Here is a 20,139-nt window from a genome sequence, read left to right as displayed (position 1 = left end):
CCCACCGCCGCTAGTCGATCGCTAGCCCGGCTTGCAGGCGCTCGTCAGCTCCCTGCCGGCGTCGGCGACGGGTGTCAGGTCGGGCTTCTCGTCGTTCCTGATGGCCGTGGTGACGTTGTCCACGGCCTTGTCCAGGTGGTCGAGGGCCTTCTCGATGTCGGCGTTGTCGGTCTTCTTGTCGAGTTCGTCGATGTTCTTGTTGATCTCGTCCAGGGCCTCGTCGGATTTCTTCTCGTTCCCCGAGCCCTCCATGACGGCGCGTTTGAGCACGGCCTGCTGGAGGTCGTCGATGGATTCCGAGACGTCGACCGCTAGCTCCGCGCAGTCCATCGCCTTGTCGACATCGTCCTTGTCGCAGCTCGTCATCAGCGGCACGACCAGCGCGACGGCCGCTACGGCGGTCACGGCGTGGGTGATGCGGCGGCGGTGCATGGCCATGGAACGGGTCCCTCCGAGCGCGTACGCACGAGCCCGGCGACTCCGGGTCCCGTACCTGACACCTGACTAAACGCCGCCAGGGTGGGCGAGGGTTGCTCAACGGGGCGATGTCCGGCCACAGCGGCCGAAGCGGGCCGGGCACGTCGGCGGCCACGGCACACGGACCGGCCCGGCGCGCGCCGGGGTACGCGCCGGGCCACACCGTCGCCGGGCCGCCCCGTCGCCGGGTCCGCCGTCGCTCAGCCCGCTGCCGCTACTCCGCTTCCGCGAGCGCCGCGCGCTGGATGGTGGCCAGTTCGGCGCAGCCGCCGGAGGCGAGGTCGAGGAGGCCGTTGAGTTCGGCGCGGGCGAAGGGCTCGCCCTCGGCGGTGCCCTGGACCTCGACGAAGCGGCCGTCGCCGGTGCAGACCACGTTCATGTCGGTCTCGGCCCGTACGTCCTCCTCGTACGCGAGGTCGAGGAGCGGGACGCCGTCCACGATGCCGACGCTGACGGCGGCGACGGTGCCGGTCAGGGGCTGGCGGCTGGGCTTGAGGAGCTTCTTGGCGTGGGCCCAGGCGATGGCGTCGGCGAGGGCGACGTAGGCGCCGGTGATGGCGGCGGTGCGGGTGCCACCGTCGGCCTGGAGCACGTCGCAGTCGAGGACGATGGTGTTCTCGCCGAGCGCCTTGTAGTCGATGACGGCGCGCAGCGAGCGGCCGATGAGGCGGGAGATCTCGTGCGTGCGGCCGCCGATCTTGCCGCGGACGGACTCGCGGTCGCCGCGGGTGTTGGTGGCGCGCGGCAGCATCGCGTACTCGGCGGTGACCCAGCCTTCGCCGCTGCCCTTGCGCCAGCGCGGTACGCCTTCGCTGAAGCTCGCGGTGCACAGCACTCGGGTGTCGCCGAAGGAGACGAGGACCGAGCCCTCGGCGTGCTTGCTCCAGGAGCGTTCGATGGTTACGGGGCGGAGCTGTTCGGGGGTGCGACCGTCGATACGAGACATGGTTCGACCCTATCGGCAATGCGGCGGGCCTCGTTCCGCGCGGAGCACCCCGCCTGGGGTGCCGCCCGGTACGAGGCCCGCCGCGGGGGCCGTCGCGTTGGGGGCCCAAGTCGCCTGGCCGGTCGGCGGGTTGGCGCTACGGGCGGGCGGCGGCAGGCGGGTGCTGCCGTGGGCGCCGGGTGCCCGGTGCGCCGGGGCCGCCGGGGGCCGGGGCGCCGGGTCAGTGGTCGCGGGGCCGGGTGTGGGGTGCGCCGGTGGGGGCGTACCTCACATCATGTCTTCGATCTCGGCGGCGATGGGGTCGGCGTCGGTGCCGATGACGACCTGGATGGCGGTGCCCATCTTGACGACGCCGTGCGCTCCGGCGGCCTTGAGGGCGGCCTCGTCGACCAGGGAAGCGTCGCTGACCTCGGTGCGGAGGCGGGTGATGCAGCCCTCCACCTCTTCGATGTTGTCGAGGCCACCGAGCCCGGCGACGATCTTCTCAGCCTTGCTGGCCATGTCCACTCCTGTTTTCTCGGCCCTTCGGCGGTCCCGCCGAGCGTTTTTCATACCGTAACGCACGTTTAGACCAACTTCGCGGGCGTATGTCCGTTACTTGGCGAAGGATGGCGATCATCGCCGCGGTGCGAGCTGGCCGTGCCGCGACGACATGTGGTCTACACCAGTATGCGGCAAAGGCGGGCGCCAACTGCCGCCGGGAGGACGGTCATGAGCGTGAGCAGCGCGGCGGCGCCGCGGAAGGCATGGACCTCGTCCTTCTTCCAGGGTTTGCAGAAGCTCGGCCGCAGCCTCCAGCTGCCCATCGCCGTACTTCCCGCGGCGGGCATCCTGAACCGGCTCGGGCAGAAGGACGTGTTCGGCTCCGACGGCCTGGGCTGGGAGAACGTGGCCAAGGTGTTCGCCGGGGCGGGCGGCGCGCTGCTCGATCCGGTGCTGGGGCTGCCCCTGCTGTTCTGCGTGGGCGTGGCGATCGGCATGGCGAAGAAGGCGGACGGCTCGACGGCGCTCGCCGCGGTGGCCGGCTTCCTCGTCTACCACAACGTGCTGGCGCAGTTCCCGGACGACGGCGAGCCGCAGAACCCCGGGGTCTTCGGCGGCATCGTGCTCGGCCTGGTCAGCGCGCGCGTGTGGCAGCGCTTCCACCGTACGAAGCTGGTCGACTGGCTCGGCTTCTTCAACGGTCGACGGCTGGTGCCGATCATGATGTCGTTCGGCGGCCTGCTCTTCGCGGTGCTGTGCCTGTGGATCTGGCCGCCGGTCGGCGACGCGCTGGTGGACTTCAGCGACTGGCTGACCGGGCTCGGCTCGTGGGGCTCGGGCCTGTTCGGGGTGGCCAACCGGGCGCTGCTGACGGTGGGGCTGCACCAGTTCCTGAACACCTTCGTCTGGTTCCAGTACGGGGACTACACGGCCTCCGACGGGAAGACGTACCAGGGCGACATCAACCGCTTCCTCAACGGCGACCCCAGCGCGGGCATCTTCACCTCGGGCTTCTTCCCGATCATGATGTTCGCGCTGCCCGCCGCCGCGCTGGCCATCGCGCACTGCGCCAGGCCCGACCGGCGCAAGGAGGTCGGCGGCATGATGCTGTCGGTCGGCCTGACGTCGCTGGTGACCGGCATCACGGAGCCGATCGAGTACTCGTTCCTGTTCGTGGCGCCGGCGCTGTACGCGGTGCACGCGGTGCTCACGGGCGTGTCGATGGCGGTGACCTGGGCGCTCGGTATCCACGACGGGTTCAGCTTCTCGGCCGGCCTGATCGACTACCTCATCAACTGGGGCCTGGCCACCAAGCCGTGGCTGATCATCCCGATCGGGCTGTGCTTCGCGGTGGTCTACTACTTCCTCTTCCGCTTCCTGATCATCCGCTTCGACCTGCCGACGCCGGGTCGTGAGCCGGACGCGGAGGAGATGGAGAAGGAGAACGTGAAGTAGCGGCGGGTTCCCGCCTCCGCCGGGCCCGACAGCGACGGGTTCCGGCCCCACCCGGCCCGGCGGCGGCGACTTCCGGCCCCGTCCGGGCGCGGACCCCGGTCCGTCTGAGCCCATTCCCGAGCCACCGTCCGGGCCCCGAGCCGGGGGCATACCGCCGGCGCCCCCGTCAGGTGACCGGTCACCATCGCTCCCCCGTCGACCGGAGCCCCACGCGTCCCGTACGCTCACCCGCGTTGGTCGCGCACCGCGCGTCCCGCATGCCCCGTACCCCGTACGCTCCCCGCGGCGGTTGAGCGCCCCACGGCCCATCCGCGCCGCGTCGGGAATCCCCGTGTTTTCGCACGTCAGCACCGCGATGCGGGCCGTCGACGACGGACGGTCGGGTGCCGCCGTGGACGGGTGCCAGCCAAGTTGGCCAAAGCCCCTCCCCGGCCGACGGGGACCTGTCACTCTGGGTGGTCCAGTCCACTGAAAACTGGTGATTCCGTTCCAGGTAAGCCCGTGCTAAAAATGGTCTAAACCACTGAGGTGGATAAGCCAGGAAGCGGGCATTCCCCCTGAGAGCCCGCCTCACCAGGAGGAATCCCATGAGTACGGCCACCGCCAAGGCGGCCCCGGCGAAAAAGCGGGGCGCAGGCGCCATCCAGGGCATGCAGAAGATCGGCCGCAGCCTTCAGCTTCCGGTGGCCGCTCTGCCCGCCGCCGGCATTCTCAACCGGCTCGGCCAGGACGACGTCTTCGGCAAGGACGGGCTCGGCTGGAACAAGCTCGCCGAGATCTTCGCCCACGCGGGCAACTCGCTCTTCGACAACCTCGCGCTGCTGTTCTGCGTGGGTGTGGCGATCGGCTTCGCCAAGAAGGCCGACGGCACCACGGCGTTCGCCGCCCTCGTCGGCTTCCTCGTCTACAAGAACGTGCTGACCGGCTTCGTCAGCGACGTCACCGGCAAGCCGCAGGACCCGGGCGTGCTCGGCGGCATCGTGGTCGGCATCACCGCCGCCGTGCTGTGGGAGAAGTACCACCGCACCCGGCTCCCCGACTGGCTGGGCTTCTTCAGCGGTCGCCGCTTCATCCCGATCCTGATGTCCTTCGCGGGCCTGGGCTACGGCGTGATATTCGGCTACGCGTGGGCCCCGATCGGCGACGGCCTGAACAACTTCGCCGAGTGGCTCTCGGGCAACGGCTCGATCGGCTCCGGCATCTTCGGCCTGGTCAACCGACTGCTCATCCCGGTCGGCATGCACATGCTGCTGAACTCGTTCGCCTGGTTCCAGTTCGGTGACTACACCGCCGCCGACGGCAAGACGTACAACGGCGACATCGCGCGCTACTTCCACGACGACCCGTCGGCCGGAATGTTCATGACCGGCTTCTTCCCGATCATGATGTTCGCGCTGCCGGCCGCCGGTCTGGCCATCGCGCACTGCGCCCGCCCCGAGCGCCGCAAGGCCGTGATGGGCATGATGATCTCGATCTCGCTGACCGCGTTCGTCACCGGTGTCACCGAGCCGCTCGAGTTCTCCTTCATGTTCCTGGCCCCGGTCCTGTACGGCATCCACGCCGTCCTCACCGGTGTCTCCATGGCGCTGACCTGGGCGCTCGGCATCCGCAGCGGCTTCACCTTCTCCGGTGGCCTCTTCGACTACCTGCTCGGCTACTCGCACAGCGAGAAGGCGTGGTTGATCATCCCGATCGGCCTGGTCTTCGCGGCCATCTACTACACGGTCTTCCGCTTCGCGATCCTGAAGTTCAACATCCCGACCCCGGGTCGCGAGCCGGAGGACTCCCTCGACGACGCCGCCGCCGAGGCTGCCGCCGAGGCCGCGGCCGAGGAGCGCAAGCAGGCGCGGAAGGCGGCCAAGGCCGCCGAGCGCTCGGCGGAGGTGCCGGCGCAGGCCACCGGCGAACCAGCACCCGACGGCGACAAGAAGCCGTAACGGCCGCGGCGCCCGCGCCGCACGAGCACCACACGAAGGTCCCCGCACCGCCGTCCGCGGTACGGGGACCTTCGTCGTCCTGCTGGGCTGGCTTGTGTGGCTCGGCCGGCTCGTTGTGGCGCGCGCCCGGCCGCCGGGGCCCGGGCGCGGCTCACACCTCGTACGTCGCGCCCGCCTTGGCCAGCTCCGCCGGGCCCTTGAAGACCGCCTGCGCGTCGCGCAGGTTGACCTGCGGGTCGGTCCACGGCGGGATGTGCGTGAGCAGCAGCCGGCCGACCCCGGCCCGTTCGGCGTGCTCGCCGGCCTGGCGGCCGTTGAGGTGCAGCTCGGGGATGTCCTCCTTGCCGTGCGTGAACGCGGCCTCGCACAGGAAGAGGTCACAGCCGTCGGCCAGCTCGTGCAGCGCCTGGCACGGGCCGGTGTCCCCGGAGTAGACGAGCGAGCGGCCGCCGTACTCGACGCGGAACCCGAACGCCTCGACCGGGTGGCAGACCCGTGCCGTACGCACCGTGAAGGGGCCGACCGTGAAGGTGCCCGGCGTCAGCGTCCGGAAGTCGAAGACCTCCCCCATGCACTTCTCGTGCGGCACGTCGCCGTACGCGGTGACCAGCCGCCGCTCGGTGCCCTCCGGCCCGTAGACGGGGATGGCGCCCGCCCGCCCGCCGTCGAACCGGTAGTAGCGCGCCACGAAGTAGCCGCACATGTCGACGCAGTGGTCGGCGTGCAGGTGCGAGAGGAGCACGGCGTCGAGGTCGTAAAGACCGCAGTGGCGCTGCAGCTCGCCGAGGGCGCCGTTGCCCATGTCGAGCAGCAGCCGGTAGCCGTCGGCCTCGACGAGGTAGCTCGAACAGGCCGATTCCGCGGACGGGAACGACCCCGAGCATCCGACGACGGTGAGCTTCATGAAGCAGGAACCTCCTTGGGGGTACGCCGTGCCGGAGTTCCCAGCCCTCGGCATGGGGAACCTCAGGGGGCGGAGACCGGGGGGTCATGCGGTGCCCACGAGCGTAAGGCGCGAAAGGGCTGGTCGCTCCCCGGCCAGCGCGCGTTGTGGGCGATGTCACCGGTACGAGGGCGCGGGTGTTCGATGGCCGGCGTCGGCCGCTTCCGAACGCGGCCGGCGGGGTACCCGAACCGGCCGCGCGCCCCCGTGGCCCGGGCCTCGCGCGCCCGTTCGGAACCGGCGCGCACGGCTGGCGTCCCGTCCCCCGGCCGTGCGGGTACGCGCCGCGGCGCGTCGTACGGGCTCGCTTGCGGCCGTCCGGTTCGGGTGGTGCGATCGACGTCCCGGGCGGGCCGCGGCCGTCGCGCGGACGGGTTCGCTGGCGCGGGGTGGGACGGCGGAGGCGAAGGGAGGCGGCATGGGGTTCTCGTGGTGGCCCGCGGTGGCCGTGGTGCTGGCACTGGCGCTGGTCGCCGCCGTCAGCGACGGCCTCGGCCGGGTGTGGGTACGGCGCCGGCCGCGCCGCTTCGGGCGGCCGGAACGCGAGCGGCCCGGCCGACGGGGGTCGACCGGGCGCGGGGAGGACGGCGGGGCCGGGTCCGAGGAGGAGTAGGCCGCCGGGCGGGGGCGGGCGGTCGCCGCGCGCGGGCCCGGCGGCGGCCGGGGTCAGGTCCGGGGGCCGGCGGGTCAGGCCTGGGGGTCGGCGGCCCGGCGGCGGCCGGGGCTCTCCCCTGGCCGTCGCCGGTGTGCCGTCAGGCCCAGAGCTGGCCCTGGAGGGTGGCGATGGCCTCCTCCGTGGTGACCGCCGTGTAGACGCCGGTGGACAGGTACTTCCAGCCGCCGTCGGCGACGACGAACGCGATGTCGGCGCTGACGCCGGCGCGCTCGGCCTTGCGGGCGACGCCGAGCGCGGCGTGCAGGGCCGCGCCGGTGGAGATCCCGGCGAAGATGCCCTCCTCGGCGAGGAGTTCGCGGGTACGGCGCACCGCGTCCTCGCTGCCCACCGAGAACCGGGTGGTGAGCACGGACTCGTCGTACAGCTCGGGGACGAAGCCCTCCTCCAGGTTGCGCAGCCCGTAGACGAGGTCGTCGTAGCGCGGCTCGGCCGCCACGATCTGCACGTCGGGGACCTGCTCGCGCAGGTAGCGGCCGACGCCCATCAGGGTGCCGGTGGTGCCGAGCCCCGCGACGAAGTGCGTGATCGAGGGGAGGTCGGCGAGGATCTCGGGGCCGGTGGTGGCGTAGTGGGCGCCCGCGTTGTCCGGGTTGCCGTACTGGTAGAGCATGACCCAGTCGGGGTGCTCGGCGGCCAGTTCCTTGGCGACCCGTACGGCCGTGTTCGAGCCGCCGGCGGCCGGCGAGGAGATGATCTCCGCGCCCCACATGGCCAGCAGTTGGCGGCGCTCCTCGCTGGTGTTCTCCGGCATGACGCACACGATGCGGTAGCCCTTGAGCTTGGCCGCCATGGCGAGCGCGATGCCGGTGTTGCCCGAGGTGGGCTCCAGGATGGTGCAGCCCGGGGTCAACCGGCCGCTCTTCTCGGCCTGTTCGACCATGTGGAGCGCGGGGCGGTCCTTGATCGAACCCGTCGGGTTGCGGTCCTCCAGCTTGGCCCAGACCCGCACGTCGGCGGAGGGCGAGAGGCGGGCGAGCCGCACCAGCGGGGTGTTGCCGATGGCGGCCAGCGGGCTGTCGTACCGCATCAGGCCGCGTCGTTCCGGCCGGGGGCGCCGCCGGCGACGGCGGGCAGGATGGTGATGCTGTCGCCGTCCTTGAGGGAGGTCTTGATGCCGCCGAGGAACCGCACGTCCTCGTCGTTCAGGTAGACGTTGACGAAGCGGCGCAGCTCGCCGCTGTCCTCCACCAGGCGCGCGCGGATGCCCGGGTGCCGCGTTTCGAGGTCGGTGAAGAGCGCTTCGATGGTGTCCCCGCTGCCTTCGACCTTCTTCTGGTCGTCGGTGTAGGTGCGGAGGATGGTCGGGATGCGGACCTCGATGGCCATGGCTGAGCTCCTGTCGGAGTGCGGAGGTGCGGAATGTCGACTGAACGGCACGCGGCTGCGCGTGGACTTCGGCGCGGTGTGCGCTCGGGCGTGGCCGCGAGGGTCAGGCGGCGGCGCGCGGCGGACAGATGGCGCTGGCGAGGCGGCACAGATCGACGTGCAGCCGCGCGACGAGCAGGGAGCCCGGCGGCGTGGCGGGGTGCGCGCGGGTCACCCCCCGGCGGGTTGCGGCGTTCACGTCATGGACAACCATGCGCTCATCGTATCGATTCCCGCTCGCGCTCCGGATAGCCCGTCTTGGCTGGTGGACTCCGGCGTTGCGGCATGTGAGACGGGAGGGCGCCGCGCGGCCCGCCGCCGGCGCCGGGCACGGCGGTCGCGGGGCGCGCGGCGGCCCGCCCGCGTGGGCCTCAGTAGGCCTCGACGACGCGTACCTCCTCCTCGGTGACCACGCCGTCCACGATGCGGAACGAGCGGAACTGGAAGGGGCCGGCGTCGTCGGTGTCGGCGGTGGAGACGAGCACGTAGTGGGCGCCCGGCTCGTTCGCGTACGAGATGTCCGTACGGGACGGGTACGCCTCGGTCGCGGTGTGCGAGTGGTAGATGATCACGGGGACCTCGTCGCGGTCGTCGAGGTCGCGGTAGAGCTTGAGCAGGTCGCCGGAGTCGAACTCGTAGAACGTGGGCGAGCGGGCCGCGTTGAGCATCGGGATGAACCGCTCGGGCCGGTCGCTGCCCTCCGGGCCCGCGACCACGCCGCACGCCTCGTCGGGGTGGTCGGCGCGCGCGTGGGCGACGATCTGGTCGTGGAGGGCCTGGGTGATGGTCAGCATGGCGACAGCATAAGGAGGCCCGCGCGCCGGCCCCGGGCGGGGCGTGGGGCCCCGTGGGCGGCCCGCGCGGGGCGCTGAACGAGGACGGGGCCCGGCCCGTACCCGCCTGCGCGGGTACGGGCCGGGCCCGGGTGCGGCGCGGGGCCGCGGGTGCGCCCGGTGGGCGCGTCGAGCGGGTGCTGCCTCAGTCCTTGCCGGGGGTGGTGTCCCCGTCGCCCGGTGCGGGCTCGTCGGACGCCTTGGCCGCGCCACCGTCGGCGGACCCGGCGGTCCCGGCGGCCGGGGCGGACTTCTGCGTGACCACGGACGGCTCGCTGTCGCCCCAGTCCGCGTTGGCCGCGGCCATCGAGTAGTCCTTGCGGGCGAACGCCTGCGGGTTGCGGGACTTTATGACGAAGTAGCCGATGGTCAGCAGCACGGCCCAGATCGGCGCCGCGTAGAGCGAGACCCTGGCGTCCTCGTCGAAGCCCATCAGGACGATGACCATCCCGATGAAGCACAGCGCGAAGATGCTGGTGTACGGGGCGCCGGGGGCCCGGAACGTGGACCTCGGCAGTTCGCCCCGGTTGGCCTTGGCCCGGTAGCGGAGCTGCGAGAACAGGATCATGATCCAGGCCCACATGCCGGAGATGGTCGCGAAGGAGACGACGTAGTCGAACGCCTTCGACGGCCACTCGTAGTTGATCCAGACGCCGACCATCATGAGCGCGGCCGAGACGCTGGTGCCGAACAGCGGCAGGCCGTTCTTGGTGAGCCGGGTGAAGATCTGCGGGCCCTGACCGTTGAGCGCCAGGTCACGCAGCATGCGGCCGGTGGAGTACATGCCGGAGTTACACGAGGACAGCGCCGCGGTGAGCACCACGAAGTTCACGATGCCCGCGCCCGCCGGGAGGCCGATCTTCTGGAAGGCGGCCACGAAGGGGCTGGTGTCCGGCGCGAACTCGGTCCAGCTCACCACCGAGAGGATGATGATCAGGGCGCCGAGGTAGAAGACGGCGATGCGCCACGGCACGGTGTTGATGGCCTTGGGCAGGGTCTTCTTGGGGTTGACCGACTCGCCCGCCGTGACGCCGACGAGTTCGACGGCGAGGAAGGCGAACATCACGATCTGCAGGGTCATCAGCGTGCCGTCGATGCCCTTGGGGAAGAAGCCGCCGTCCGACCACAGGTGGCTGAAGGAGGCCGTGTCGCCGGCGTCGGAGAAGCCGATGGTGATCACGCCGAGGCCGATCAGGATCATGCCGAGAATGGCGGTGACCTTGATCATGGAGAACCAGAACTCAAGCTCGCCGAAGAGTTTCACCGAGATGAGGTTGGCACCGAAGAGAATGACCGTGAAGACCAGCGCGGACACCCATTGCGGAATGTCACTCCACCAGTACTGCATGTATTTCGCCGCGGCGGTGACTTCCGTGATGCCGGTGACGACCCAGAAGAGCCAGTAGGTCCAGCCGGTCACAAAGCCGAAAAAGGGGCCCAGGAACTCCCGGGCGTACTCAGAGAAGCTGCCGGAAACGGGGCGGTACATGAGCAACTCGCCCAGCGCCCGCATGATGAAGAAGATGACAAGACCAGCGACGGCATAGGCGAGGATGAGGCTGGGGCCAGCCTTGGTGATCGCCTTTCCGGCACCGAGGAAGAGCCCCGTGCCAATGGCGCCACCGATGGCGATCATCTGAATCTGTCGGGCTCCCAGTCCTCGCTGGTAGCCCTCGTCGGTCGCGACCCCTGTGGCCTCGCTGCCGTCGTCGTTCCGCGTGTCGACCTGCGCTGAGGTCATAAGTGGTGCGCCTTTCTCCATACCGATCCGGATTGTCCGGATCGGGTCCCGATCCCCCCGGATGGAGTCCTGCACGCCGACGATCGGTCGGCACAGCGCTCCCGCCGCGACAGGGGTGGCGTCGCGGACGGCAGGTCGTGAAGATTTACCACGAGCCGACCTGAGATCAGTAGAGACGAGCGCGACGCAGGTCACGAAAAAAATAGGACAAACTACGGATCAGTGTTCGATACCCACCGGCGCGGTGATGGGATCGTTATGCGGATTTGAGCCTCCGTTGAGCGAACCACAAGTCACGATCTATCCGGATATGGTGACCGCTCCGTCGTCCCCGTCGCGGGGCTGTTCGAGGAACCAAGATCACCCGGACAGCGGGCCCACACGCCACCCGGCGGCCGGAAGCTCTGCTTCCAGCGGCCGGAGCCACCCCTTCCGACGGCCGGAAGCCCCGCTTCCAGCGACCGACCGGCCGCCTCACCCGGACCGCTCCGCCCGCCGGAGTGTTCGCCTCCGGTGCGCTCCGGCAGCCACCCGGGCCGCGCTCCGGCCGACCGTGGCGGGCCTCGTCGCGGGCGGCGTCCCAGCTCAGACCGTACGCCACCGCGAGCGCCGGCGGCGCGGGCCGCCGGGCCGGGACCCCGGCGAGCGCCTTGGCAAGCGCCCGCGACGCCCTTGTCGCGCACATGCCGCCGCACCATCATCACCGGTACGCCACCCCGCGACCACGGGCGGGTCGTACTTCACGCCACCGCCACACCGCCTCCACACCCCGCCCCGGGGGCCGGGGGCACCCGGGCTACGCGCCGCACGGCTCCCGGCCGCGCGCCCGGGGACCGGACGGCGCGCGGCGGTCCGTGGACCTCGGCGTAGGCGGCGGGGGCGATGGCCCCCGGTGTCGCCGTCGACTACGGCATCAGCGTTTCGATGAGGGACTCCTGCATTCCGCCCAGCCACAGGTAGGCCATCACCATCGGCTTACGCGGGTCGGAGTCGGGCAGCGTGTACAGCTCGCTGGCCTCCTCGTCGTCGTCGGAGACCTCAAGCCGGGCCCCGATCGCCAGCCGCAGGTCGTTGAGCGCGCCGAGCCACTGCCGGGAGGAGTCCGGGCCCAGTTCGAGCACCGCGCCGCCGGAGCCCAGCGCGTCCAGGCCGCGCACCATCGCCAGCGCGTCGTCCCGCTTGCGCGCCCGCAGGTCGTTCTCCGTGAAGCGGCGGAACTCGGCCGCCGCGGCCCGCGTCCGCTCGTCGTCGGCCGCCCCGGGGCCGCCGTACGCGTCGGGGAAGAGCCGGGCGAGCGCCGGGTCGGAGGGCGGGCTGCTCGGGCCCTCGGCGAAGAGCGCGGCCAGCGGGTCGTCCTCCTCCGCCGCCTCGCCGGGCCCGATCAGTTCGAGGAGCTGGACGGCGAGGCTGCGCAGGATGGAGATCTCCACCTCGTCCAGCGCCACGGCGGCGCCGCCGCCGGGCAGCGCCTCGAAGTGCCCCGCCATCAGCGGTCCTGCTGGAGGGTCGCCCACAGGCCGTAGCCGTGCATGGCCTGTACGTCGCGTTCCATCTCCTCGCGGCTCCCGCTGGAGACGATCGCGCGACCCTTGTGGTGGACGTCCATCATCAACCGGTGTGCCTTGTCCTTGGGATAGCCGAAGTAACTCTGGAAGACGTACGTCACGTAACTCATGAGGTTCACGGGGTCGTTGTGGACCACGGTCACCCAGGGCACGTCCGGCTCGGGCACCTCGACGGGCGCCTCGCTCGCGTCGGGCCGCTCGATCTCGGTGGGGGCCACGCTGAGCAGCGGATGCGGCACGGCACGTGCGACAGCGGGTGGACAGGGATGGGCGCTCACCCTGCCCATGCTGCCACCCGACGTGGCCTGGCGCACAAACGGCCCTAGAAATCGTCACTCTGACGAATAATGGGGGTAGCATCCCCCCAACCGCTCCACCCGAGACGCGGGGTCCACCCCGCCGTGACCGCTGGGAACGCCATGAACGCCAAGAACGCCCCGACCACCGCGCACGCCGCGGCCGGCGGGAACGCGATGAACACCGCGGACCTTGGGCTGCCGGTCGACGTGCCCTCCACCGCGCTCTTCACCGACCGGTACGAGTTCACCATGTTGCAGGCGGCGCTGCGGGGCGGCACCGCGGGGCGCCGCTCGGTCTTCGAGGTCTTCACCCGACGGCTGCCCGAGGGCCGACGCTACGGCGTGCTCGCGGGCACCGGGCGCGTCCTGGACGCCGTGGAGAACTTCCGCTTCGACAGCGGCATCCTCGGCTTCCTCTCCGACCAGCGGATCGTGGACGAGACCACGCTGAACTGGCTGGCCGACTACCGCTTCTCCGGCGACATCCACGGCTACCCCGAGGGCGAGGTCTACTTCCCCGGCTCGCCGCTGATGCGCGTCGAGGGCACCTTCGGCGAGGCCGTGCTCCTTGAGACGGTGATCCTGTCCATCCTCAACCACGACTCGGCCGTCGCCGCCGCCGCGTCCCGGATGGCCGTCGCGGCCGGTGGCCGCCCGCTGATCGAGATGGGCGCCCGCCGCACCCACGAGCTGGGCGCCGTCGCCGCGGCCCGGGCCGCCTACGTCGGCGGCTTTTCGACCACCTCCGACCTGGCCGCCGGCTTCCGCTACAACATCCCGACCGTGGGCACCAGCGCGCACGCCTTCACGCTGCTGCACGACAGCGAGCGGGACGCGTTCACCGCGCAGGTCGCCGCGCTCGGCAGCGGCACCACGCTGCTGGTGGACACCTACGACGTGGCCGAGGCGGTGCGCACCGCCGTCGAGATCGCCGGCCCCGAGCTGGGCGCCGTACGCATCGACTCCGGGGACCTGCTGCTGCTGGCGCACCGGGTGCGCCAGCAGCTCGACGACCTCGGCGCCCACCAGACCAAGATCGTGGTGACCAGCGACCTGGACGAGTACGCCATCGCCTCGCTGGCCGCCGCCCCGGTGGACGCGTACGGGGTCGGCACCCAGTTGGTCACCGGCAGTGGCCACCCGACCTGCTCCATGGTCTACAAGCTGGTCGCCCGGGCCGCCTCCGACGACCCCGCGGCGCCGCTGGTCCCGGTCGCCAAGAAGTCCATGGGCGGCAAGACCTCCGTCGGCGGGCGCAAGTGGGCCGCCCGCCGCCTGGACGCGCAGGGCGTGGCCGAGGCCGAGGTCGTGGGCTCGGGCCCGGTGCCGCCGGAGCTGGCGGACCGGCAACTCCAGGTGGAGCTGGTACGCGGCGGCCGGGTCGTCGCCCGCGAGCCGCTCGACGCGGCCCGCGACCGGCACACCGCCGCCCGCGCCGGGCTGCCCCTGTCGGCGACCCAGCTCTCCCGTGGCGAGCCGGTGCTGCCGACCGAGTACGCCACCGAGCCGGCCACGTACGCCTGAGCGGCCACGGGCCACCAGCCGACGCCGGGCCCGAACCGGGTCCGGCGTCGGCTGGCTGGCCGGCCCGCCGGCGCGGCGGCCGAGCAGCCAGCCAGCGGGCCGTCGCTCGTTGCGGGGGTGGTCGGCGGCCACACGTGTGACGGGCGGTGCGTCCGGGAAGACCAGGGGCGCGCCCGCCGCCCGCGGCACACGTACTCCCGTGCGACCCGTTCGGTGTCTACCCTCGGTGACACCGGATCGGGGTGCACACCGATCCCTACCTCGTCCCCATCCGGAAGGCACGCGCCATGTACCGGGCACTGATCGTCATCGACGTGCAGAACGACTTCTGCGAGGGCGGCAGCCTCGCCGTCCAGGGCGGTTCCGACGTCGCCGCCGCCATCACGGACCTGATCGGTCAGGCCGCCCCCGGCTACCGGCACATCGTGGCGACCCGCGACTACCACATAGACCCGGGCGACCACTTCTCCGACCACCCCGACTACGAGCACTCCTGGCCCGTGCACTGCCTGGCGGGCACCGAGGGCAGCGGCTTCCACCCCAACTTCGCGCCGGCCGTCGCCGCCGGCTCGCTGGACACGGTCTTCGACAAGGGCGCCCACTCGGCGGCGTACAGCGGCTTCGAGGGCGCCGACGAGAACGGCACGCCGCTGGAGCGCTGGCTGCGGGAGCGCGAGGTGAGCGAGGTGGACGTGGTCGGCATCGCCACCGACCACTGCGTACGGGCCACGGCCCTGGACGCCCGCCGCGCCGGCTTCGACACGCACGTGCTGCTCGACCTGACGGCGGGCGTGGCCGAGCACACCACCGAGCGGGCGCTGAAGGAGATGCGCGCGGCCTCGGTGCGGCTGACCGGCACGCCGGTACTCCGCTCGGCCTGACCGGGCCGGCCCGGCGTCAGCCCAACCATCCGCCGCGGGCACCCGCCCACGGGCGCCCCGCGGGTCAGGCGGGTGCGGTGGGTGAGCGCAGCGTGCTGCGCAGCAGCGCCCGGATCGGGTGCCAGGACTCGGTGTCGTCGTCGGGGGCGGCCCGCCAGACCAGCCCGTCGGGGTGGTGCAGCACGGCCGTGATCTCGTCCGGGGTCGGGGGTTCCGCGTTGCCCCGCAGGTAGACCGCGCGCAACCCCAGGTTGCGCAGTCGGGTCAGGGCGCGCTGCCGGTTCGCGGCGTGCACCAGGATGCGGATGCGCGGGCCCATGGCGGCGGCCCCGCTGAGCGCCCCGGTGCGAATGAACGCGCTTTCTGTCTCAGCCGTCGCAGCGGCCTCAGTGGGCCCACCGACCACTCCGGAACCGCCACCGCCCGCCGCGTAAGTCCCGTGACCCAGCGTGCCGCCGGGGCCACGAACCGTCGGCCGACCGAACGGGCTGGGCAGCGAAACCGCCACCACCACATCGCCGCCCGGAAGCTTGGTGAATCCACCGCCTGCCATGCTCTCGATCGCCCCCTGAGACGTCGCGTCAACAAGAATCTCGTAGGGGCATCTAAACGCGAATCGGCCGCCGCCCGCTAGGGGCGACGGCCGATACCGCTGTGACCTGCGACTATGTCACTTCCGGCTGGAAGGGCCGACGCGGAGGGTCATCGTGGACCCGTCCCACGCCTCGTGCAGGATCCTGATCTGGGTGTTGGTGTCAGGAACCTTAACGCCACCGGTCGGGTTGGTGTCGTACCAGTAGGTGCCCTTGCGGTCGTCGAAGACGGACACGCCGCGCTTCGACGGCACCCGCGTGGCCTTGCCGTCCTTGTGAACGGTGTAGCCGTCGGTGCGGAAGTGGCTGAAGGTGGAGTCGTACGCCTGGAAGCGGTTGCGCATCAGGGTGCCGTCCGACCACTTCTCGGGCTTGGCGTGCGCGTCGACCGGCAGGATCTGACCCGAGCCCGGGTGCGCGCTCACGTTGTTGTCGGGCGTGGCGGTGTCCCACAGCCAGATCAACAGGCCGTTCTGGTACGGGTAGTGCTCGACCCAGTCCGGCCGGGTGGAGGTCCAACCGTAGTTGTACGGGCCGACCTTGAGGGTCTTGTCGTAGCTGACGTACTGCCGGTTCTCCGCGATGTAGTACTGCGGGTAGTCCTTGGTGAAGGACTCGCCGATGCGCGAGAAGCCCTTGCTGGTCCAGCCGTTGTCGTCACCCTCGGCGCCGTCCTGGAAGAGCGGCTTGCCGTCGGCCGTCACGCTGATCTCGTCGGCCGCGAAGCCGTTCTGCGCGGCGCCACCGTCGGTCTGGTAGCGGAAGCGCACGTCGATCTTCTGACCCGCGTAGGCGTCCAGCGGGTACGAGAGCTTCTTGTACGCGCCCGAAACCCCGTGCAGCGCCGGCTTGTTGCCGCCGTCGCGCGGGATCTGCTTGCCGTCGGCCGTGCCGTCGACGGGCGTCCAGTTGGCGCCGCCGTCGGTGGAGACCTCCGCGTAGAGGTAGTCGTAGTTCTCCTCGATGTCCCACCAGCCCTGGAGGTCGAGGGACGCCTTGGCCTTGCCGGTCAGGTCCACCGGGCGGGCCAGGGTGTTCTTGAGGTCGTTGCCCATGCCGCTCCACCACTGCTTGCCGCCGGCGGCCGGCCGCACGATCTTGGTGGTGCTGGACTTGGACGGCAGCTCGACCAGGAGCGCCTGCTTGTCCTTGGTGTTGTACTCGGCCACGCCCAGCTTGTGGGTGGAGCGCGTGGCGGCCTTGGCCTGGTCGTAGTTGAGCCAGCCGAGCTGGAGCTTGTCCCAGGCGTTCATGTCGCCGGGCAGGTCACCGATGGTGTCCTTGCCCTCGCCGAGCCATGAGCCGGTGGACATCAACGACCAGAAGGCGACCGAGGACTCGGCGCGGTTCGTGGTGTCGTACTCGTCCGGCAGGCCGAGGTCGTGGCCGTACTCGTGGGCGAAGACGCCGAGTCCGCCGTTCTCCGGCTGCATCGTGTAGTCGCCGACCCAGATGCCGGTGCTGCCGATCTGGGCGCCACCGGACCTGTTGCCCTCCGGGCCCGTCTTGCCGGCGTCGGTGCCGTACGCGTACCAGCGGTGCGCCCACAGCGCGTTCTCGCCCTGCACGCCGCCGCCGGCCGACTCGTCCTCGCCCGCGTGGACGATCTGGAAGTGGTCGATGTAGCCGTCGGGCTCGTTGAAGTTGCCGTCACCGTCGAAGTCGTAGCGGTCCCACTGGTCGTACTTGGCCAGGTCCGCCTTGATCTGCGCGTCGGTGCGGCCGGCGGCCTTCTGGTCCTCGGCCCACCGGGTCACGCCGTCGCGGATCAGGTCCCAGGCGTTGGAGCAGTTGGTGTCGCCGCAGTAGTTGGAGCCGTAGCGGGCCTCGTTGTAGTCGACCTTGACCCAGTCGGAGACCTCGCCCTCGACCGAGTAGCGGCCCGAGGACTGCTTCTCGTAGTACTTCTTGAGCGATTCCTTGTTCTTCGCCTTCGAGAAGTACAGGTCCTCGAAGTGCTTGCGGTTGTAGTCCGCCTTCCAGGCCGTGCTGTTGTCCTTGGCACGGTCCGGCTTGGCTATCTGGTTGTGCGCGGGGCCGGGGTCGCCGCCGTACTTCTTGACTGGGGGCTGCGGACCGTCCGGGCCGTCGGGGTCGTACGTGGTCTCGTTGTCGACCTTGTCGCCGAACTCGACCAGGATCGTGAAGATCTTGTCGGTCTTCTCCCGGCCCAACTCGACGTACTTGCCGCGGTCGAGCTTGACCACCTGGGACGCGCCACGGCGTTCGGCCTTGGCCTCGCCGGAGATGACCTGACGCAGCGCGTCCTCGCGCTGCGCCTTCTGCTGCTCGCTGAACGGGCCTTCCAGGTCGTGCTCGACGTGCTTGCGCGGTGCGGCGGGGTCGTGGCTCGCCGCCTCCGTCGCCGCCGGGGCCTTGGCCGCCGGGGCGCTGCTACGGTCGTCGGCCTGGGCCGCGCTCACCGAGAGCGCGCCGGCTCCGAGAGCGCCGATCACCGTGGCGATGGCGATGGGTCTCATCGCCCTCCGTTGACTTTTCACCTGAGTACTGCCTCCCCAGTCAAGATGAGTGTCGCTATTTGACCGGAGTTAATGCAGAAAAGACAGACCTTGACTTGGACACGCCAGCCCAGTACGTTTTTTGCCCTTCACGCTCCGCATAGCGAACGGCTGGGCGGTGTAATCCAGAGGCGCTCACCAAGTCGCCGCAGTCGGCTCAGTTGTCGGGCGTGGGCCGTCGCGTGCTCACGGGCGGGCACGTCGGGTCCGCCGTCGCTGATGTGAAGCAGGCGTACGCCTCGACCCCGGGCTTGGCGCTCGGGGCGGGCGCCAACTCCTCGACGGCATCGGCACATTCGGACGGGATGGCGTAGTCCCGGGCCTCGACCACAATCCGCTGTTCGATCACCGACCCTCGTTCGGTCGCCAACGGTTGCTCGGTCGCCGCCTCGCGCACGTGCCGATCCCGCCCGTACTCGATCTCGCTCGCGATCTCGACGCACTGCGCGTACGACAGCGGCGGCGTTGTCGAGGAGGGACTCGACTCCGGCCCCTCGGGCACACCCGGCCGGGCCGCCAGGACGATTCCGGCGGCAGCGGCCAACACGGCGACGGTTCCCAGTACATGACGCACGACGGGTCAGCTTCCTTCACGCTTGGCACGGTGACTGCCATATCTGATCAGAAATGCGCAGTCCGCGTGGGGGCAACGTAAGGGCAGCGTGGAATCGGCTGATTACCTGGCCGAACCTCAACGCCCCGACACCCACGCCCCTCCCCCGGCTGTCAACCGGCGCGCGGCGAACGGACGTTGTTTGGCCGGATGATTCCGTGCGCCCCTTGTGCACCGGCACCGTGGGTTAGGTCACGCTTACTGGAAGTCCGTGTGGGGCATTCAGCACCGTAGGGTTTTTTCCGTTGACATCCCCGCGTGACGCTTGCCCCCACAGCGCCCCCATATCGTCTTCTTGAGGACGGATATTGCCATGCCGCGTCCGACCCCAGCCCAGCTCGTCTACGGTTCGGCGACCGTCGTCCTGTCGACCCTCGCCATGCTGCTGCTCTCCGAGGTGCGATCAGGTGCGGGCGTGGCGGTCATCGCGGTGGCCGGCCTCGCCCTCGGGCTGCTCGTCGCCGTGACCGTGCCCATACCCCGGCCCACCCCGGCGTCCTCGGGCCGCGCCGCGGACTCCTCGCCCGTGACCCGGCTCCCGCTCCAGCGCTCCGAGCCGCGCGCCACCGAGCACAGCCTGCACAGCTGACCCGCGCCACACGGCCAGACGCCCGGCCAGGCGCCAGACACACCCGGCCACAGAGCCACCCGGCCAGACACGGCGAAGCCGGCCCGCGAGGACGGGCCGGCTTCGCCGTGTCTGGCCGGGGGACGCGTACGGAGCGCGGTGTGGTCAGCGCGCCTCGACGACCACGGTCTTGGCCACCTTGTCGTGCAGGCACTGCTGGAAGGGCTTGTCCCACAGGTGCCACAACGAGTTGAGCAGCCAGAACAGCGTGCCCAGGAGGATGGGCTGGGCGATGCCGGGCAGGGCGTAGACGGCGGCCCGCGCCCAGCCCTTGCCGCGCGGGATGTCGCCGTCGGCCAGCACGGCCACCCGGATGCGGGCCGCCTTCTTGCCGAGGGTCTGGCCGTCGCGGGCGAGCATGGCGCCCTCGTAGCCGAAGTACACGATGAACGTGAGGACGGCGCTGATCGCGGTCTTGCCGATGTCCGGGTCGTTCGGGTCGTCCATCGCGGACTGCAGCGCACCCGTGGCGGCGAGCGCCAGCGTCCAGATGACGCCGAGGATCAACGTGTCGAGCAGCCGGGCCACGAACCGTTGGCCCGAGGTGGCCAGCGGAGCCATTCCGGCGGGGATGCCGGGGGGCTGCGTCATGGGGTACGGGGAGTGTGGCGGCCCGTACGGGGGCGGCGGCTGGTTGGCGCTCATGCCCCGATTACATCAG

The 20,139-nt window shown here is 70.9% G+C and carries 21 protein-coding genes; 6 read left to right on the top strand and 15 right to left on the bottom strand.

Going from position 1 to position 20,139, the window contains the following annotated elements:
• Positions 1-21: 21 nt before the first annotated feature.
• The 3 genes from OYE22_RS22120 to OYE22_RS22110 form a co-directional block, all read right to left on the bottom strand.
• Positions 22-438, bottom strand: a complete 417-nt coding sequence (locus OYE22_RS22120) for a hypothetical protein (RefSeq protein WP_277322022.1) — start codon at positions 436-438, stop codon at positions 22-24.
• Positions 439-691: 253 nt separating this feature from the next.
• Positions 692-1,423, bottom strand: coding sequence for a ribonuclease PH (gene rph, locus OYE22_RS22115; RefSeq protein ID WP_176161845.1), 732 nt, complete (start codon positions 1,421-1,423; stop codon positions 692-694).
• A 267-nt stretch (positions 1,424-1,690) separates the two neighbouring features.
• The gene (locus OYE22_RS22110) at positions 1,691-1,975 is read right to left on the bottom strand and encodes a PTS glucose/sucrose transporter subunit IIB (protein ID WP_176161846.1); all 285 of its coding nucleotides are present in this window, start codon (positions 1,973-1,975) and stop codon (positions 1,691-1,693) included.
• Positions 1,976-2,134: 159 nt separating this feature from the next.
• Here OYE22_RS22110 and OYE22_RS22105 point away from each other — a divergent pair, with 159 nt between their 5' ends.
• Both OYE22_RS22105 and OYE22_RS22100 read left to right on the top strand, forming a co-directional pair.
• Positions 2,135-3,361, top strand: coding sequence for a PTS transporter subunit EIIC (locus tag OYE22_RS22105; protein WP_277322021.1), 1,227 nt, complete (start codon positions 2,135-2,137; stop codon positions 3,359-3,361).
• A gap of 587 nt (positions 3,362-3,948) precedes the next feature.
• Positions 3,949-5,298: a PTS transporter subunit EIIC gene (locus tag OYE22_RS22100; RefSeq protein ID WP_277322020.1), complete on the top strand. Its 1,350-nt coding sequence runs from the start codon at positions 3,949-3,951 to the stop codon at positions 5,296-5,298.
• A gap of 151 nt (positions 5,299-5,449) precedes the next feature.
• Here the strand turns inward: OYE22_RS22100 and OYE22_RS22095 are convergent, their stop codons facing one another.
• Positions 5,450-6,202, bottom strand: coding sequence for an MBL fold metallo-hydrolase (locus OYE22_RS22095; RefSeq protein ID WP_277322019.1), 753 nt, complete (start codon positions 6,200-6,202; stop codon positions 5,450-5,452).
• 457 nt (positions 6,203-6,659) lie between these two features.
• Between OYE22_RS22095 and OYE22_RS22090 the strand changes: the two genes are divergently transcribed.
• A complete protein-coding gene (locus OYE22_RS22090) occupies positions 6,660-6,854 on the top strand; it encodes a hypothetical protein (protein ID WP_277322018.1) in 195 nt (64 codons plus the stop codon).
• Between the two features lie 139 nt (positions 6,855-6,993).
• Here OYE22_RS22090 and OYE22_RS22085 read toward each other — a convergent pair whose 3' ends face one another.
• The 7 genes from OYE22_RS22085 to clpS all read right to left on the bottom strand — a co-directional run bounded on the left by OYE22_RS22085 (position 6,994) and on the right by clpS (position 12,648).
• Positions 6,994-7,944, bottom strand: coding sequence for a cysteine synthase (locus tag OYE22_RS22085; RefSeq protein WP_277322017.1), 951 nt, complete (start codon positions 7,942-7,944; stop codon positions 6,994-6,996).
• Positions 7,944-8,243, bottom strand: a complete 300-nt coding sequence (locus OYE22_RS22080; RefSeq protein ID WP_277322016.1) for a MoaD/ThiS family protein — start codon at positions 8,241-8,243, stop codon at positions 7,944-7,946. The genes OYE22_RS22085 and OYE22_RS22080 overlap by 1 nt, the downstream gene beginning before the upstream one ends.
• A gap of 103 nt (positions 8,244-8,346) precedes the next feature.
• On the bottom strand, positions 8,347-8,457 hold the full coding sequence (locus tag OYE22_RS22075) for a putative leader peptide (RefSeq protein WP_348652276.1): 111 nt from the start codon (positions 8,455-8,457) through the stop codon (positions 8,347-8,349).
• A 196-nt stretch (positions 8,458-8,653) separates the two neighbouring features.
• On the bottom strand, positions 8,654-9,076 hold the full coding sequence (locus OYE22_RS22070; RefSeq protein ID WP_277322014.1) for a M67 family metallopeptidase: 423 nt from the start codon (positions 9,074-9,076) through the stop codon (positions 8,654-8,656).
• Between the two features lie 184 nt (positions 9,077-9,260).
• The gene (locus OYE22_RS22065) at positions 9,261-10,856 is read right to left on the bottom strand and encodes an amino acid permease (protein ID WP_277322013.1); all 1,596 of its coding nucleotides are present in this window, start codon (positions 10,854-10,856) and stop codon (positions 9,261-9,263) included.
• Between the two features lie 905 nt (positions 10,857-11,761).
• Entirely contained in the window at positions 11,762-12,343 is a 582-nt protein-coding gene (locus tag OYE22_RS22060) for a DUF2017 domain-containing protein (protein WP_277322012.1), read from the bottom strand.
• Positions 12,343-12,648 (bottom strand): ATP-dependent Clp protease adapter ClpS, encoded by a 306-nt coding sequence (gene clpS, locus OYE22_RS22055; RefSeq protein ID WP_176166091.1) that lies wholly within the window; start codon positions 12,646-12,648, stop codon positions 12,343-12,345. Before clpS ends, OYE22_RS22060 begins: the two co-directional genes overlap by 1 nt.
• A gap of 246 nt (positions 12,649-12,894) precedes the next feature.
• Between clpS and OYE22_RS22050 the strand changes: the two genes are divergently transcribed.
• Complete coding sequence (locus OYE22_RS22050; protein WP_277324261.1) at positions 12,895-14,244, top strand: nicotinate phosphoribosyltransferase; 1,350 nt, start codon at positions 12,895-12,897, stop codon at positions 14,242-14,244.
• 287 nt (positions 14,245-14,531) lie between these two features.
• On the top strand, positions 14,532-15,125 hold the full coding sequence (locus OYE22_RS22045; RefSeq protein WP_277322011.1) for an isochorismatase family protein: 594 nt from the start codon (positions 14,532-14,534) through the stop codon (positions 15,123-15,125).
• A gap of 64 nt (positions 15,126-15,189) precedes the next feature.
• On the opposite strand, the gene OYE22_RS22040 is transcribed toward OYE22_RS22045, so the two are convergent.
• From OYE22_RS22040 to OYE22_RS22030, 3 genes are all read right to left on the bottom strand, one after another.
• On the bottom strand, positions 15,190-15,444 hold the full coding sequence (locus tag OYE22_RS22040; RefSeq protein ID WP_277322010.1) for a hypothetical protein: 255 nt from the start codon (positions 15,442-15,444) through the stop codon (positions 15,190-15,192).
• Positions 15,445-15,795: 351 nt separating this feature from the next.
• Complete coding sequence (locus OYE22_RS22035; RefSeq protein ID WP_277322009.1) at positions 15,796-18,198, bottom strand: immune inhibitor A domain-containing protein; 2,403 nt, start codon at positions 18,196-18,198, stop codon at positions 15,796-15,798.
• 196 nt (positions 18,199-18,394) lie between these two features.
• A complete protein-coding gene (locus tag OYE22_RS22030) occupies positions 18,395-18,811 on the bottom strand; it encodes a hypothetical protein (RefSeq protein WP_277322008.1) in 417 nt (138 codons plus the stop codon).
• 352 nt (positions 18,812-19,163) lie between these two features.
• On the opposite strand from OYE22_RS22030, the gene OYE22_RS22025 reads away from it, so the two are divergent.
• Entirely contained in the window at positions 19,164-19,439 is a 276-nt protein-coding gene (locus OYE22_RS22025) for a hypothetical protein (RefSeq protein ID WP_277322007.1), read from the top strand.
• Between the two features lie 144 nt (positions 19,440-19,583).
• Here the strand turns inward: OYE22_RS22025 and OYE22_RS22020 are convergent, their stop codons facing one another.
• Positions 19,584-20,123: an RDD family protein gene (locus OYE22_RS22020; protein WP_277322006.1), complete on the bottom strand. Its 540-nt coding sequence runs from the start codon at positions 20,121-20,123 to the stop codon at positions 19,584-19,586.
• Positions 20,124-20,139 lie beyond the last annotated feature (16 nt).

This window comes from Streptomyces sp. 71268 (assembly GCF_029392895.1).
GTDB lineage: Bacteria > Actinomycetota > Actinomycetes > Streptomycetales > Streptomycetaceae > Streptomyces.
Note: the sequence above shows the minus strand (reverse complement) of the source record. Positions and strands in the feature narration are given on the sequence as shown.